The sequence below is a fragment of the Allobosea sp. Tri-44 genome, assembly GCF_004123845.1.
Lineage (GTDB): Bacteria > Pseudomonadota > Alphaproteobacteria > Rhizobiales > Beijerinckiaceae > Allobosea.
In genome coordinates, this window is record NZ_NBDP01000019.1 from 553744 (window position 1) to 569446 (window position 15703).

The 15703-nt window shown below is 66.9% G+C and carries 11 protein-coding genes and 1 riboswitch; of the genes, 1 reads left to right on the plus strand and 10 read right to left on the minus strand.

All coding sequences use genetic code 11. From position 1 onward, the window contains the following. Positions 1-18: 18 nt before the first annotated feature. The 8 genes from B6S44_RS14875 to B6S44_RS14910 form a co-directional block, all read right to left on the minus strand. Positions 19-3153, minus strand: a complete 3135-nt coding sequence (locus B6S44_RS14875) for an efflux RND transporter permease subunit (protein WP_129157646.1) — start codon at positions 3151-3153, stop codon at positions 19-21. 4 nt (positions 3154-3157) lie between these two features. Next, positions 3158-4318 (minus strand): efflux RND transporter periplasmic adaptor subunit, encoded by a 1161-nt coding sequence (locus B6S44_RS14880; protein ID WP_248309599.1) that lies wholly within the window; start codon positions 4316-4318, stop codon positions 3158-3160. A gap of 361 nt (positions 4319-4679) precedes the next feature. Continuing rightward, entirely contained in the window at positions 4680-5687 is a 1008-nt protein-coding gene (locus B6S44_RS14885) for a DUF6925 family protein (RefSeq protein WP_129157647.1), read from the minus strand. Next, a complete protein-coding gene (locus B6S44_RS14890; RefSeq protein ID WP_129157648.1) occupies positions 5684-6475 on the minus strand; it encodes an ABC transporter ATP-binding protein in 792 nt (263 codons plus the stop codon). Before B6S44_RS14890 ends, B6S44_RS14885 begins: the two co-directional genes overlap by 4 nt. Next, positions 6475-7500, minus strand: coding sequence for a FecCD family ABC transporter permease (locus B6S44_RS14895; RefSeq protein WP_129157649.1), 1026 nt, complete (start codon positions 7498-7500; stop codon positions 6475-6477). Before B6S44_RS14895 ends, B6S44_RS14890 begins: the two co-directional genes overlap by 1 nt. Beyond that, complete coding sequence (locus tag B6S44_RS14900; RefSeq protein WP_164985829.1) at positions 7497-8363, minus strand: ABC transporter substrate-binding protein; 867 nt, start codon at positions 8361-8363, stop codon at positions 7497-7499. The genes B6S44_RS14895 and B6S44_RS14900 overlap by 4 nt, the downstream gene beginning before the upstream one ends. A gap of 106 nt (positions 8364-8469) precedes the next feature. After that, positions 8470-10413, minus strand: a complete 1944-nt coding sequence (locus tag B6S44_RS14905; protein ID WP_248309600.1) for a TonB-dependent receptor plug domain-containing protein — start codon at positions 10411-10413, stop codon at positions 8470-8472. 121 nt (positions 10414-10534) lie between these two features. Next, positions 10535-10733, minus strand: a riboswitch (cobalamin riboswitch). A 50-nt stretch (positions 10734-10783) separates the two neighbouring features. Continuing rightward, positions 10784-11539: a GntR family transcriptional regulator gene (locus B6S44_RS14910; protein WP_129157651.1), complete on the minus strand. Its 756-nt coding sequence runs from the start codon at positions 11537-11539 to the stop codon at positions 10784-10786. 154 nt (positions 11540-11693) lie between these two features. Between B6S44_RS14910 and B6S44_RS14915 the strand changes: the two genes are divergently transcribed. Next, positions 11694-14081, plus strand: a complete 2388-nt coding sequence (locus B6S44_RS14915; RefSeq protein ID WP_164985830.1) for an AI-2E family transporter — start codon at positions 11694-11696, stop codon at positions 14079-14081. A gap of 16 nt (positions 14082-14097) precedes the next feature. Here B6S44_RS14915 and B6S44_RS14920 read toward each other — a convergent pair whose 3' ends face one another. Next, positions 14098-14994 carry a hypothetical protein gene (locus tag B6S44_RS14920; protein ID WP_129157653.1) on the minus strand — a complete coding sequence of 299 codons (897 nt, stop codon included), beginning with the start codon at positions 14992-14994 and terminating at the stop codon, positions 14098-14100. A gap of 116 nt (positions 14995-15110) precedes the next feature. Further along, positions 15111-15674: an NUDIX hydrolase gene (locus B6S44_RS14925; RefSeq protein ID WP_164985831.1), complete on the minus strand. Its 564-nt coding sequence runs from the start codon at positions 15672-15674 to the stop codon at positions 15111-15113. Positions 15675-15703 lie beyond the last annotated feature (29 nt).

A 15703-nucleotide genomic window follows, 5' to 3' on the forward strand; every position in this document is an offset into this window, starting at 1 on the left:
GTGGATGCTCCGGCAAGTTTAGACCTGCTCCTCCTTGGGCCGGGTCGATGGCCGCAGGCGCTCGCGCAGGCCCTGGAAGACGACATAGAGCGCCGGGATCACGAAGATGCCGAGGAAGGACGCGAACAGCATGCCGCCGAAGACGGGCGTGCCGACATCGCGCCTGGCGAGTTTCGACGGCCCTTCCGCGATCACGAGCGGCAGCAGGCCGAGGATGAAGGCGAAGGACGTCATCATCACCGGGCGGAAGCGCAGCCGCGCGCCTTCCGTCGCCGCATGCAGGAGTGGGTGTCCCTTCTCGCGCAGTTCCTTGGCGAACTCGACGATCAGGATGCCGTTCTTCGCCGCGAGGCCGATCAGCACGACGATGCCGATCTGGGCATAGAGGTCGAGCGTCAACCCGGCGATGACGATCGCGACGAAGGCACCGAGCACAGCGACCGCCACCGAGAGCAGCACGGGCACGGGGATAGTCCAGCTCTCATAGAGCGCGACCAGGAAGAGGTAGGCGAAGAGCAGGGCGAAGGCGAGGATCATCCCCGTCTGTCCCTCGGCCCGCTTCTCCTGGAAGGACACGTCGGTCCATTCGCCACGATAGCCCGTCGACAGTGTCTTGGCCGCGACCGTTTCCATCGCCTTCAGTGCCTGGCCCGAGGAGACGCCCGGCGCCGGCGAGCCCTGCAGCGTTACTGCGAGGCGGTTGTTGTAGCGGATCAGCGCTTGCGGGCCGACGACGACCTTGGCCTCGACGAAAGAGCGCAGTGGAACCATGTCGCCCGAGCGACTGCGGACATTGATGCGGTAGATGTCGTTGACCGAGGCACGATCGGTGCCCTCGGCCTGGACCTGAACCTGCCAGGTCCGGCCGAACAGATTCATGTCGTTGACGTAGTAGCCGCCGAGCGAGGCCTGCAGGGCCTGGAAGACGTCGCTCAGCGCGACGCCGAGGATCTGGATCTTGTCGCGGTCGATGTCGAGATAGATCGAGGGTGCCGAATCCGAGAAGGTCGAGAACACCCGCCGCAATTGCGGGTCCTGGTTGGCGGCGATTGTGAGGCCGCGCAGCGTTCGGCCGAGCGCCTTGGGATCGGACGACCCCATGTCCATCAGGACGTAGCTGAAGCCGCCGCCACTGCCGAGACCGATGATCGGCGGGGGCGCGACCGGCACGACGGTGCCGTCGCGCACTGCGCGGAACTTCTGCGCCAACCGGGCGATGACCGCTGAAGCCGAGTCCTCTGCACCCTTGCGCTCGTCGAACGGCTTCAGCGTCACCACGAAGAAGCCGGCATTGGGCTGGGAATAGTTGTCGAGGAAGTTGAGGCCGATGATCGTGGAATAGTCCGCGATCGCCTTCTCGCTCTTCAGGATGCCCTCGACCTCGGCGGCGAGCGTCGATGTCCGCCCGATCGAAGCGCCGTCGGGCAATTGGGCGACGACGAAGAAGGCGCCCTGGTCGTCCTCCGGCAGGAAGCCGGTCGGCGTGATCCGCCCCATCGCATAGATGCCGGCGCCGAAGGCCGCGGTCAAAGCGATGCTTATGAGCGCGACGCGCACGAGACGCGCCACGGCCGAGCCATAGCGGTCGCGCGTCCAGTCGATGCCGCGCATGACATAGCCGATCGGCCCGCGCCGCGGCCCGTGATGCGGCTTCAGCAGGATGGCGCAGAGCGCCGGCGACAGCGTCAGCGCGTTGATGGCGGACAGCACCATCGCGACCGCGACGGTGACCGCGAACTGCCGGAAGAGCTCGCCGGAAATGCCGGGGATGAAGGCGACCGGCACGAAGACCGAGAGCAGCACCAGCGTGATCGCGATGATCGGCGCGACGATCTCGCCCATGGCGCGCTTGGTCGCCTCGGCGGGCGTCAGCTCGGGATGCTCCTCCATCACGCGCTCGACATTCTCGATGACGACGATGGCGTCGTCGACGACGATGCCGATGGCGAGGACCACGGCGAGCAGCGAGACGGTGTTGGCGGAATAGCCGATGGCGTTGAGCACGATGAAGGCGCCGACGAGGCTCACCGGTACGGCGATGGTCGGGATCAGCGTCGCCCTCAGATTGCCGAGGAACAGATAGACGACGAGCACGACGAGGACGAAGGCCTCGATCAGCGTCTTCTGGACCTCGTGGATGGTGGCGGTGACGAAGGCGGTCGGGTCATAGGTGACCTTCCATTCGAGGCCTTCCGGGAAGGACTTCTGGAGGTCGCCGATCGTCTTCTTGACGGCGTCGAGGGCGGTGATCGCGTTGGCGCCGGGCGATTGGTAGACGCCGATCAGCACGGCGGGACCGCCGTTCAGCCTTGTGTCGCGATCAAGATTGGCGGCGCCGAGCTCGAGGCGCGCCACATCCGAGAGCCGCAGCACCGAGCCGTCGGCATTGGTGCGCAGCACGATCTTGCCGAACTCCTCCGGCGTGCTCAGGCGGCCCTTGGTCTGGATATTGAGCTGCAATTGCTGATCGTCGGAGATAGGGCGGGCGCCGATGCGCCCGACGGCCGCCTGCGCGTTCTGGGCCTGGATCGCGGCGATGATGTCGCCGGTGGTCAGGTTCAGCCCGGTCAGGCTGTCGGTACGGATCCAGGCGCGGATGGCGTAGTCCTGCGCGCCGAACAGCGCGGCGTCGCCGACGCCCGGGGTCGAGCGGATCGCGTCGAGCAGGTTGATCGTGACGTAGTTCGAGACGAACAGGGTGTCGTAATTGCCCTTCGGCGCATAGACGGCGATGACGCCGAGCAGCGCCGACGACTTCTTCTTCACGACGATGCCGCTGCGCTGCGCTTCCTGCGGCAGCTTCGACAGGGCAATCTGGACGCGGTTGTTGACGTTGACGCTGTTGATGTCCGGGTTGGTGCCGAGCTCGAACGAGACCAGCAGCGAATAGCTGCCGTCATTGCCGCTGACGCTCTTCATGTAGAGCATCTTGTCGGTGCCGACGATCTGGGCCTCGATCGGCTGTGCCACCGTCTGCTCGACCACGGCGGCCGAGGCGCCGGGATAGGAGGTCGTCACCGAAACCTGCGGCGGCACGATATCGGGATATTGCGCCACCGGGATCGCAAATAGCGACAACAGACCCGCGATCGTGGTGACGAGCGCGATGACGATGGCCAGCCGCGGCCGGTCGACGAAGACGGAGCTCAGCATCGGCTCAGCTCCGGCCGGCCGGCGGTGTCACGGGCGAAGCCAGCACAGGCACGCCCGGCCTCAGATTCTGCAGGCCCTGGATGACGATCTGCTCATTGCCTGCGAGCCCAGACTCGACGACGACATAGGAGCCGGCCTCCGCTCCGATCTTGACCCGCTTGGCCACCGCCTTGCCGTCCTCGACGGCGAAGACATAGGAGCCCTGCTGGTCGGCGATCAGCGCCGATTGCGGAACCAGCACCTTCTCCTCGCTCTTGTCGGCCTGGACTGCGACACGCACGAGCGTGCCGTCGAGGAGCTGGCCCGTCGGATTGGGCAGCGTGGCGCGCACCAGCACGGTATCGGTGGCGCGCTCGACCGAGACGTCGACGAAGTCGACGCGGCCCTTCTGGTCATAGGTCGAGCCATCGGAGAATTTGAGGCTGACGAGCGGGGCCGAGCCATCGGTGGGCAGCCGGTTCGTCTTCAGCGCCAGGAACTCGCGCTGGCTGACCGGGAAGATGACATACATCGGATCGTCGCTGACGATCTGCGCCAGTACGCCGCTGTCGGGCCCGACGACATTGCCCTTGGTCAGCTTGGTGCGGCCGATGCGGCCGGCGATCGGTGCCTTGATCTCGGTGTAGCCGAGATTGATCTGCGCCGTCTTCAGATTGGCGGCGGCGGTGGTCTCGTCACCCTGCGCGCCCTTTTCCTCGGCGACGCGCTGGTCGCGGACCGCGACCGAGCCGGCATTGGTGCGCAGCAGGTCCTCGGCGCGCTGGCGCTGCAGGCTGGCGTTCTGCAGGGTGCCCTGAGCCCGCTCCAGCGCACCCTGCGCCTGCTCGACGGCGGCTTCGAACGGCGCGCGCTCGATGCGGAAAAGCGGCGTGCCTTCTGTGACGGTCGCGCCATCCTTGAACAGAACGTCATCGAGATAGCCGGTGATGCGGGCGCGGATGTCGACGCGATTGACGGCTTCGATGCGCCCGACGAAATCAGCCGATTGCGTGATGGCGCGCTTTTCGGCGGTGACGGTGCCGACCGGGACGGCTGCGGGTGCAGGCTGCTGGGCGAGGGAACTTGTTGCTGGTCCGAAGGCGAAAGCGGCCGCAAGCGCCATGACGGGGAGATGCAAGGCCGAAGAGATCCGCTTCACGCGCGCCATCCGTGAAAGCTCAGACATAGGCCACTCCTCTTCGCCGCCAACGCACTGCCGCGGTCGTCAACTGCAGCGCACACAACCCTATCCCGCGTCGATACTGAGCATTTTCCGCCGGGAACGCTACGGTCCTGTTACAGAATTGCGATGTGCGTCGGTTGTCTTTCTTGTGGTTGCGTGAATGCGCCCGCGACAATCCACCGAACCTGCCGGCACGGGCGTAACTCAGTTGGGCGGTTGGGTCATGCTCGGTGTTCCCGCTAGAGCAGGATGCGAAAAAGTGGGAACCGGTTTTTCGCTGTGATCCTGCTCTAACTCTTTGATGAGAGACGGATTCAGATTTCAGATGGAAGCGCCTTGCGATTCCATCTGAAATCATCCGGCTCTAGGCATGGCCATAGGCATCGGCACCATCCTCGCCCGCCGGCTCCTGCCGGTCGAAGGCTTTGAGCCAGTGCGACAGGCCAGGTGGGGGAGAAGCCGCCCGCAACTGCCGCAATGCGACGCGAACCGTATGGCGGGCGAACTTGTTCGCCGGCTCCCGGAAGTCGGCCGGGTCTGAGCCTGAGCGGATCGCATCCAGAAGCTTGCGCTTCAGCGCCGCGAGTTCGGGATCGCCATTGGCGGCGAGGAGCGTCTGAAAGCGCTCATGCGCCGCGCCATCCCATGGCCTCGATCGGGCCATCGCATCCTTTAGCGGGTGGGCCGGGACGAGATGGGCGACGGGAACCCAGCCTTCCGGAACAGGCTCGGTCGCCGCATGGGTGCGCCCGCTGCGCAGCAATTGCGGCAGCACATGGGTATGCGGGCCTTCGGGGCTCTTGCCGTCGGCCGGCGGGATCGGCTGGTAGACCTCGCAGCGGCCGGCGCGCGTGATGAAGACGCGATGCGGTCCGGCCGCGACGATCGCTGCCATCGCCGGATTGTCGGCTTCGAACAAGCTCCGGCCGCCGACCGAGCGCAAGGTCGCGATCAGCGCGGGATCTTCGGTGCGGATGCAGATATCGACTTGCAGCGTGCCGAGGCCCATGTCGAACAGGATGCTGGCGCGGTCCTTTGCTCGCAGCGCCGCTTCGTCGGGACCGAGCTCGGTCAGGGCCGTGCGCCGGTTCATCGCGCAGGCCGCTTCCGGCAGGCAGAGCGCGACGCGATGGCTCCAGCCCTGACCGACCGCGGTCTCGGAGGCGAAGAGCCTGACCTCGGAGAGGTCGTCGAAGCCGATGCCGCCGCGATTCGTGACGGCCAAGAGGTGGCCCGGACCGTTGTCGAGCACGACCGGCTCTTCGGGATCGCGCATGAACTCGGCGATGGCGCCGAAGGTGCCGAGATTCCACTGCGTTGTCACTGTGGCGAGTTCCGCGCGGATCAGGCTGGTCACGTCGTCTGCCGTCATCGGCCGGTTTCTCCATGGTTCAGCGCCTGCCAGGGCAGCACGAAGTCCTTGCCATCGCGGCTGCCGCGCGTGACTTCGATGCCGAAGGCGCGGGCGAGATTGCCGTCATTGAGCACGGCGGCGGGCGGGCCATCAGCGAGGATGCGTCCGTCATCGAGAAGGACGAGTCGGTCGCAGAAGCGGCCGGCGAGCGAGAGGTCGTGCAGCACGACGACGACACCGGTGCCGCTGGTGGCGATGCGCCGGAACAGCGCCATCGCCTCGAGCTGATGGCGTGGGTCGAGCCCGACCAGCGGCTCGTCGGCGAGCAGCATCTCCGCCTCGACGGCCAGTGCCCGCGCCAGCAGGACCCGCATGCGCTCGCCGCCGGAGAGGCTATCGAGGCTGCGCGCGCGGAAGGCGCTCGTATCGGTCGCGGCGAAGGCGTTAGTGATCGCAGCCTTGTCGGCTGCGGTGAGGTCGGCGAAGGGGCGCCGATGCGGCAGGCGGCCGAGTGCGACGACGGCTTCCGCCCGCATCTGCCATTGCACGTTGCCGCCCTGGGCGAGGAAGGCAAGGCGCTGTGCCAGTGTGCGGCGTCCCAGCGCTCTTGCGGACTTGCCGTCATAGAGCACAGTGCCGGCTGCCGGCCGCAGCAGGTCGGCGAGGATGCGCAGCAAGGTGGTCTTGCCGGCGCCGTTGGCGCCGATCAGGCCGACGAGCTCGCCGGGGCGCAGCGCAAGGTCGATCCCGGCCAGGATCGGCTTGCCGTCGAAGGTGATCGCGATGCCTTCAGCTTCGATACGCATCACGCCTCCCGCCGCAGGCGCTGGATCAGGCTGAACAGGAAGGGCGCGCCGATCAGGGCGGTGACGACGCCGAGCTTGAGCTCGGGCCGGATCGGCATGAGCCTGAGCGCCGTGTCGGCGGCGAGCAGGAGGATCGCGCCGCCGAAGCCGCTGACCAGCAGGAGGCGGCCGGGCTTTTGGCCAACCAGCGGGCGCAGGAGATGCGGCACCACCAAACCGACAAAGCCGATCGCCCCGGTGACGGCGACGGCACTGCCGACGGCGAGCGCGGCACCGCCGATCAGGCGCACCCGCAGCCAGGTCAGGTCGAAGCCGAGGCTGCGCGCCGTGTCCTCGCCGAGCGTCAGGCTGTCGAGCGCCGGTGCGCTTGAGAGCAGCACGACCCAGCCGACGAGCATCAACGGCAGCACCAGCCAGACATGGATCAGGCTGCGATCGGCAAGCGAGCCCATCAGCCAGAACACGATCTCCAGCGCGGCATAGGGGTTGGGCGCCAGGTTGAGCACGAGCGAGGTCATCGCCCCGGCAAAGCTGTTGATCGCAACGCCGGCAAGGATCAGCGTCATCGTGCCGGCGCCGCGGCCGTTGAGGGCAAAGAGCAGCAGCACGGCGAGCAGCGCGCCGGTGATGCCGCCGAGCGGCAGAGCAAGCGCGAAGGCCCCGGCGAAGCCGGAATAGAACACTGTGACGGCGCCGAAGGCGGCGGTGCTGGAGATGCCGACGATGCCGGGCTCGGCCAGTGGATTGCGCAGCAGACCCTGCATCGCCGCGCCGGCCAGGCCGAGGCTGAAGCCGACGAGAGCGCCGAGAATGGCGCGTGGCAGGCGCAGTTCGACCAGCACCAGTGCGGGCAGGCTCTGGCGTCCGGCGAACCAGTCACTGAGCGCGGCGGGCAGGTCGAGTTCGGCATAGCCGACCTCCAGCGACAGCACGGCCATGACGAACGTGGCGGCGGCCAGCAGGGCTACGAGCCGCCAATAGGACATCCGGTCGGATGCGGAGGAGGGCATGGCTGCGGCGCTCATGGTCGTTTTCCGGCGGGTGTCGGCGCGGCCGCGTCGAGCAGCAATTCGATCGCATCGATCACGGCCGGGCCGGCGCAGGTCCAGAGCTTCGACGGCAGGGCCACCAGCTTCAGCCGGTCGCCGAGCCGGGCGAGGACCGGATGGTGCAGGACCTCGTGAGCCAGCGAGGGCGCGCCGTCCGGCGTGGTGTTGAGGATCAGGATGTCGGCCTTGCCGAGCGCGACCGTTTCGAGCGCGATCTGGCCGTAATTATCGATGCCGAGCTCGGCGGCGAGATTGGTCAGGCCCGCCGCCGTCAGGATCTCGTCGACGAGCGAGCCGCGCCCGGTGGTGAAGCCGTTCGGGCGCAGCACGATCGCGCGCGGATGGGCCGGGCGAGGGCGGTCGGCCAGTGCTGCAAGCCGCGCGTCAATCCCGGTGATCAGCGTCTCGCCGCGCTCGGGCTCGCCAAGGAGCTTGGCCATGTCACGGATCTGCGCGCGCATCTCGGCAAGATTGCGCGGCACGCCGAATTCCCGGACCGTCGTGCCGACGCGCTTCAGCAGCGCGACGGTCGAGCGCGTCGTATAGGCGCCGGCGATGACGAGATCGGGCTTTAGCACCAGCACCTGCTCGACCAGCCCGTGATTGGCCGGAATGGTGCGGGCGAGCTCGGCCATGTTGGCGTTGCGCGGGTCCTGCGATAGCCAGGTCACCGAGGCGACGTGCTTCGGTGACGCCAGCCGCAGCAACAACTCGTCAGTGCACATGTTGAGCGAGACGATGCGCTGCGGGTGGGCCGGTACGTCGTCGGCGCTGGCGAGGCCGCTGGCGGCCGCCAGCCAGAGGCCGAGCGCGAGGGCGGAGACCACGCTTCTCGTCATGGTCGGGCTTGTCCCGACCATCGACGCCTTCCTTGACCACATGCCGTGTTCAAGACGTGGATGCTCGCCACAAGGGCGAGCATGACGGTGGAGCCTCCCGACGTCCTCACAGGCTCATCCTGATCCCGCCGAAGGCGCTGAGGCCCGGGACCAGGAAGCCGACCGGGTTCTCGTAGCGCTTGTCGAACAGGTTATCGACGCGACCGAACACGGTGAAGCGCTCGTCGACTTTGTAGTCGGCGGCGAGGTTGACGATTTCAGCGCCCGGCGCACGCATCCGCGAGATCGAGAAGTCGCGATTCCCGTCCATGCGCTCGCCGAGATAGATCAGCGTCGCCGACAGCGTCAGCTTCTCGATCGGCGTCCAGCTCGCGGTGACGCTGGCCTTGTGGCGCGGCCGGCGCAGCAGTTCCTGGCGCGCCGTCTCGTCCTTGGCGAGCGTGAAGGTGTAGTCCGCGCGGACCTTGAACTGCGGCGTCAGTTCCAGCGCCGCGAAGGCCTCGACGCCCTTGGTCGTAGCGCGACCGATGTTGGTATAGGAGGTGCGCGCGGCGTTGGTCAGGATCAGGTTGTCGATGTCGTTGTGGAACCAGGTCGCGCCGAAGTTCACGCGCCCGTTCAGCAGCGGCTGCTCGAAGCCGGCATCCCAGCCGCGGCTCTCTTCCGGCTTCAAGTCGGGATTGCCGTAGAAGTTGAAGGCCGGGCGTGAATCGCTGAAGCGCTCGCTCAGCGTCGGCGCCTTGAAGCCGGTGCCGTAGCTCGCCTTCAGCTTGGTTTCTGTGCCTGGCACGATGAAGACCGGTGCGATGCGATAGGTGGTGTGGCCGCCGAACTTGTCGTCGTGATCGTAGCGGATGTTGGCGACGGTGAAGAAGCGGTCGGTCCAGTTCGACTGTAACTCGACGAAGGCGCCCTTGTTGCCGTTCGAGACGGTCTTGTTGGGCGTGTCGAAGCGTTCGGTCTCGTATTGCAGGCCCGCGACCAGTGTCTGGCCCTTCACGATCTGAAGGTCGCCGCGCCAGTCATATTTGGTGCGCTCGCCGAGGTTTTCGCTTGGCAGGTCGAGGATGCCCGCTGCGTTCGCCCGGCGGTTCGAGCGATCCTGATTGCTGTAGGAGACGCCGAAGCGGTTGACGAAACGGCCGTCCAGCGGGTCCCAGACGATCTCGCCACGGGTGAAGGCCTGCCGGTAGTTCTGGCTGCTGCGGAAGTTGTTCGGCCGGCTCGGGAAGCCGGAGTCGCCGGTGAACAGCAATTGCCCGTCGATAAAGCGACCGACCCAGTTGACGCTCAGCGTGTCGGTCAGCTTGGCGCCGAGACGGGCGGAATAGCTCCAGTTGTCATAGGAGTTCGGATTGCGGCGCCGGCCCAGAGGGACGAGCCCGGGAGGCGTAATCGGCGTCGCTTCCGCGCGGAAATGGCTGACGCCGAAGGCGTAGTCGAAGCGGTCATTGCCGCCGCTGAGGCCGACGCTCTGATTGAAGGTGCCTTGGGAGCCGGCTTCGATCGAGCCCGTCAGCTTCGGCGGGCCTTCGCCGCGCTTGCGGGTGATCGAGATGACGCCGCCCAGCGCATTGGCGCCATAGAGGCCGCTCTGCGGGCCGCGCAGCACCTCGATCCGCTCGATGTCGTTCGTCAGCATCTGGCCGAAATCGAAGGAGCGGTTCGGCGTCGAGGGATCGTTCACTTCGATGCCGTCGATCAGCACCTTGACGTGGTTCGAATTGGTGCCGCGCATGAAGACCGAGGTCAGCCCGCCCGGACCGCCGGTCTGGACGATGTTGAGGCCCGGGACGGCGGCGAGCGCCTGGGGCAGCGTGCGGCGCTGCTGGCGCGCGATCTCTTCGGCAGTAACGACAGTGACGGAGCTGGCGATCTCCCTGGCCGGGGTCGGCACGCCGGTCGGACTGACGACGAGCTCGTCGAGCGCGATCGGCTTTTCGCCAGACTGCGCCAGCGCAGAGAGCGATGTCAGCATGGTCGAGGCAGCGAGCAGGGAGGTGGCAAGGAGCAAACGCCCGCTCTTGGCGGGGTTGGGCAAGCGGATCACGGGAAAACCTCGGCGGTAACGTCAGTGGCACGTCACCGCGAACGAGATGTCCCCACCCGCTCCCGAAACCGGGTGCGCATAGTTCTACCACCCATCAGCGCACCCCGGCCGATGTGTTCGCGTGTGACCACGGCTGACGGCAGGTCTCCTGGCTCGCGGGTCACCGCCTTTCACCGCCTTCCCAGGGCCGAGGTCCCAGTGGCATGTGGCGAAAGGCTCGCCGCTTACAGTTGCGGGGGCAGCCGCAGCATGAGATGGCGAACCATCCGCACTGCGTTCCCTTTTGATCCCGTGAGGGAACCGTCGCGTTCACGAGTAGGGCGGAAATGCGGCGGGGTCAATTCACCTGCCGTCCTTGGCAACAAGGCGTCTATTCGGCCGCCTTGAGCGATCGTTTCCTACGGGCTTTGGCGGCTGGTTTCGGCGCGTCCGCATAGGGTGCAAGGATCGCCATGATGTCGCGCTCGCGTGGTTTGACCTGCGCCACGAGCGCCCGTTCCGCCACCGAATCGAGGTGGTGGTGCATCAGCTTCATCACGGTCTCGCCGTCGCCGCTTTCGAGCGCCTCGATCAGCAGGCGATGCTCGTTGATCGCGCATTCCGAGGAGTGAGGCCGGCTGTACAGGGACAGGATCAGGCAGCAGCGATAGGCGAGCTCGCTGACATAGCGGATGAGGATCGGGCTTTCCGTCATCTCAGCGAGCAGGATGTGGAACTCGGTCGCGAGCCGGATCGAGACGGGGGTGGCGCCGCCCCGCGCCGCATCCTCGGCATCGACATGGGCGCGCAGGGCCGCAAGCTGTGCCTTGCTCAGCCGGCCGGCGAGCTGGCGGACGACGAGGCGCTCCAGCTCGATGCGGATGTCGAAGGCGTCACGCGCCTCCTGCCAGCTCGGCGTGGCGACGACGGCACTGCGGTTGCGCCGCAGTTCGACCAGCCCTTCGGCGGCGAGCTGGCCGAGCGCATGGCGCGCGATGGTGCGGCTGACGCCGAAGCGCTCGCCGAGCGCATCTTCCGGCAGCGAGGCGCCGGGTTCGAGTGCCTGCTCGATGATCGCACGGCGCAGCGCCCGGCAGATCGTGCCGGCCTTGTCAGATGCGCCGCTTCCAGCCTCGTCGTGCGTCATCGCCGATAGCCCGTGGTTGCAGATCGGGTGGTCTTAGCGCCTGCGGCCTGGGGTTCGCAATGCGGCGATGGCGCCGGCGAGCCGAGAGCGGAACCGGACAGGCCCTCTCACGTTCTCAAGACCATCCGTATGGGATGGTCGGGGGGCTTCGCGCATGACATTGACACCGCCTGATCGCCGAACGATGATGCCGCGGGAGGCGGAGAGCGGCGGCCTCGGTGAGGCCGGCAGCGCCGATATCGTCAAGGTGGCTGCGACACTCGTCTCTGCCGCGGTGATCATCGCCGCGCTCTATTACGGCCAGGACATCCTGATCCCGCTGGCCTTCGCCTTCCTGATCGGCTTTGCGCTCAACCCGCCGGTGATGTGGCTGCGCCGGGGCGGCGTGCCCAAGGTAATCTCAATCATAGCGGTGATGACGGTCGTGCTGGTGCTGCTGGCCGGGCTCTTCGTCGTGTTGGGCACGCAATTGCGCTCGCTCGGCGAGCAGCTGCCGACCTATCAATCGACCATCAACAGCAAGTTCAATGATCTCAAGGCGCAGTTCAAGGCGCCTGGAATCTTCGACAGTGCGCTGAACGCGATTGCTTCTCTCCAGAAGGAGGTGGAGGCCGTGCAGGGCGCGACAGCGCAGCGCGTCGAGGTCGTGCCGGCGGCGGGCACTCAGATGCAGGTCGCTCTGGTCTGGCTCGGGCGCGCGCTCGAACCGCTGGCGACGGCCGGCATCGTCCTCGTCTTTGTCGTGCTGGCCCTGCTCGACCGGAGCGACCTGCGCGATCGGCTGCTGCGCATCCTGGGCGGCAATCTGCACCGCTCGACCGACGCGATCGAGGATGCGGGCAGGCGCATCAGCCGATACCTGCTGATGCAGCTCGTCGTGAACGTCACTTTCGCCCTGCCACTGACGCTTGGATTGTGGTTGATCGGTGTGCCGGCAGCGCCGCTCTGGGGCGTCGTCGCGGCCGTGCTGCGCTTTGTTCCCTATGTCGGCGCGCTCATCTCGGCCGTCTTTCCGCTGGCGCTCGCCTTCGCCGTCGATCCCGGCTGGCACATGATGCTGTGGACGCTCGCTTTGATCGCGGGACTCGAGCTCGTCAGCAACAACATCGTCGAGCCGATGCTCTACGGAACCAGCACCGGGCTCTCGGCGATCTCGCTGATCGCGGCGGCGACGTTCTGGACCGCGCTGTGGGGCCCTGTCGGCCTGATCCTGTCGACGCCGCTGACGGTCTGCCTGCTGGTCCTCGGCAAGACCCTGCCGCAACTACAGTTCCTCGATACGCTGCTCGGCTCGGTGCCGGCCCTTGATCCGGCGACCCGCATCTATCAGCGTCTGCTCGCCAATGACGTCGAGGAAGCGATCGAGATCGCCGAGGGCGAGATCGACACGCTCTCGGTGGTGCCCTTCTACGATGCGGTCGGCATCGCGGTTCTGCGCCTCGCCAGCGATGATTATGGCCGGCAGGCGACGGCAGCCCACCGGCTGCGCGTCGCCGAGGGAATGGACGCGCTGCTGGAGGAGCTGCGCGAGGAACATCCGGCTGCGGTCGTAACCGATTCTGCCCCGAAAGTGGTTTGTATCGGCGGCAAATGGGAGATCGATGCGATCGCCGCCGAAATGCTCGCCCACGCCCTCGGTCTTGAAGGAATTCCCGCGCAAACCCGCAGGGTCGTCCATGTTACGGCGAGCTCGGTCGCCAGGCTTGATCTCGATGGTGCGCCGGTCGTCTGCATCAACTATTTCAGCAGCGAGCCCGATAGCGCCGTCCGGCAGTTTTGCCGGCGATTGCGGCAGCGCTGGCCGGAGCTGGAGATCGTCGTCGTTCTCTGGATGGTACCGGCTGAGGCGCTGGCGAACGATGCGCGCAAGGACATCGGAGCCGACGAGGTTGCGACCTCGATCAAGGAAGCCATCGGCCGGGTCCGGCGCATGCTGCCCGAGGTCGCGGGCGAGCCGACTGAAGCGGAGCCGCCGGCCAATGATGCCGAGCGTGTGGCAGCGCTCCACGGCACCGCCTTTCTCGATGAGGCGCTGCGCGACGATCTCGATGCGATCGCCAAGCGCGCGGCCGACGCCTTCGACGTCGATGTGGCGATGATCTCGGCGATCGACTCCGATCGGGAGGTCATCATCGGCCGCAGCAAGGAGCTGTCCGGCTTCGGTCGGGACGAGGTGGGCCGGCCCACCCTGCCGCGCCAGGCGGCGATCTGCGACTATGTCGTGGCGGGTGGCGAGACCTTGATCGTGGCCGACACCGAGCGCGACGCGCGCTTCACCGATAATCCCGTCGCCAAGGCCTGGGGGCTTCGCTTCTATGCCGGCGCGCCGCTGCGGACCGGCGATGGCCACGTTCTGGGCGCGTTATGCATCCTCGACCGCGATGCGCGCGCCCTCGAACCGCGCGAGCGCCAGCTGCTGGAGAAGCTGGCCGCCGACATCATCGAGACGATCAGCCGGAAAGACGCCGACCGCAGCTCGCAGCAGCAGGCGGAGGGCGACGCCGAAGCGAGTGCGACGATCGGGCAGCAGGTTCCGAAGTGAAGCTTCGCGGTACCGCTCAGAAGCTGTAGGCGGCTTTCACCTTGACCAGATGCTGGCTGAAATTGGTGATGTCGAGATCGCCCGGCACGTCCTTGGCCTTGCCGGCGATCTGGACATTGTAGGCCGCCGAGATGGCAAATTGCTTGGTCGCCTGCCAGAAGATGCCGGGCCCGGCGAAGGTGGCGTAGCCGGCGTCCTTGCCGAAGCCGAGCTCGTTGTGGCGGCGTTGATGGCGGACTTCGCCGCTGAGATAGAGCCCGTCGATCAGCTGCCAGGCGAGCGAGCCGCCGACCGTGAAGGTCGAGGAGCGCAGATAAGGGCTGGGGCCGGTCCAGGTCAGGTCGTGCGAGAGGTTGAGCGCGGCGTAGAGCTTGCCGGAGACCAGCGTCTTGTCGGCGAAGATGCGGATGCCGGTATTGTATGTGGTGAAGTTGCCGGCGCCGGTCGGGTCGAGGCGGTTGAAGCTGGGATCGACGACGACGGTCAGGCCGATGCCGTGCAGGTCGCGGCCGAGCAGGCGGTACTTCATCTCGACGCCGGCGCCGAAGCTGCGGCTGTCGGCGCCCGTGCCGGCGATGGTGGCGTCGGTATAGCCGCCGAGCAGATAGGGGCCGATCTCGAAGCAGGGAAAGAGGCCGTAGGAGCCCTGGAGCTGGAGGCCGTGCGCCGCCTGGCGGCCGTCGCGGACACCGAAGCCGCCGCCATAGGTCAGGCTTGCGCCGAAGGAGCCGACCTCGGCGACATCCGAGCCCGTCGTGAAGCCGAAGGCGTCGGTCGGGATGCCCTCGCTTTCGGTGCAGGCGGAGAGCACTGGCGGTGCTGCCGGGGCGCCTTTGCGGGAGGGAAGATCGGCAGCGAAAGCGGGCGAGAGCAGGCCCGAGACGGCAAGGGCGAAGGCGGCGGGCTTGAGCATGGTTGGCGATCCTGTTGACGAACCCACCCTACGCAAATGCGAATGAGTCGCAATATGGAATCATCGATCACGGGATCATGACGTTACAATGTTGCGGATGCGCAACAGCAAGCGGCTCAGCCGTGAGAGCTCAGGGTACGCAGACGCGCGAATGCCACCGGCGCAATCTCGGCCAGCGTGGCGATCGGCTTCCAGGCGGCGGCGTGGACCTCTTCTTCCTGGGCAGTCAGCGGCAAAGCCGGGTCGGCGATGAAGAGATATTGCAGGTCGTGATGGATATGCGGCGGCTCGTTCCGGCGCGGATTGCCCGGCACCTCGTGGCTGTCGATGGCGAAGGGTAGGTCGCCGCTGCGGTGCCAGGAGTGCAGCGCCGGGCTGGCGACGCCCGTCTCCTCGACCGCCTCGCGCAGCGCCGATTCGTGGAAGGACGCAGCCGGTTCGTAATGGCCGCCGGGCTGGAGCCAGCGGCCGATCACGACATGGTCGATCAGCAGAATCTGCGCATGGTCGGGCGAGAGCACGAAGGCGCTGGTGGTGACATGGCCCGGCATGGTCTCGCGCCGGTCGAGCGCGTGACGTTCGGCCATCTGCCAGCGCAGCAGCGCCAGCCGCTCGCGCGGGCCGGCGACTTCGGCGAGATAGCGGGAGACGATGGAATCGAGGCGCGCAAGAAAGCTCATGGCCTTGCGCATCGCATGTCCGGCAGCGG

Bases quoted from the DNA above. Each gene is read 5' to 3' on its own strand.
- B6S44_RS14915 (WP_164985830.1), top strand. From the start codon at position 11,694: ATGACATTGACACCGCCTGATCGCCGAACGATGATGCCGCGGGAGGCG.
- B6S44_RS14925 (WP_164985831.1), bottom strand. From the start codon at position 15,674: ATGAGCTTTCTTGCGCGCCTCGATTCCATCGTCTCCCGCTATCTCGCC.
- B6S44_RS14900 (WP_164985829.1), bottom strand. From the start codon at position 8,363: ATGACGAGAAGCGTGGTCTCCGCCCTCGCGCTCGGCCTCTGGCTGGCG.
- B6S44_RS14885 (WP_129157647.1), bottom strand. From the start codon at position 5,687: ATGACGGCAGACGACGTGACCAGCCTGATCCGCGCGGAACTCGCCACA.
- B6S44_RS14895 (WP_129157649.1), bottom strand. From the start codon at position 7,500: ATGAGCGCCGCAGCCATGCCCTCCTCCGCATCCGACCGGATGTCCTAT.
- B6S44_RS14920 (WP_129157653.1), bottom strand. From the start codon at position 14,994: ATGCTCAAGCCCGCCGCCTTCGCCCTTGCCGTCTCGGGCCTGCTCTCG.
- B6S44_RS14890 (WP_129157648.1), bottom strand. From the start codon at position 6,475: ATGCGTATCGAAGCTGAAGGCATCGCGATCACCTTCGACGGCAAGCCG.
- B6S44_RS14880 (WP_248309599.1), bottom strand. From the start codon at position 4,318: ATGTCTGAGCTTTCACGGATGGCGCGCGTGAAGCGGATCTCTTCGGCC.
- B6S44_RS14910 (WP_129157651.1), bottom strand. From the start codon at position 11,539: ATGACGCACGACGAGGCTGGAAGCGGCGCATCTGACAAGGCCGGCACG.
- B6S44_RS14875 (WP_129157646.1), bottom strand. From the start codon at position 3,153: ATGCTGAGCTCCGTCTTCGTCGACCGGCCGCGGCTGGCCATCGTCATC.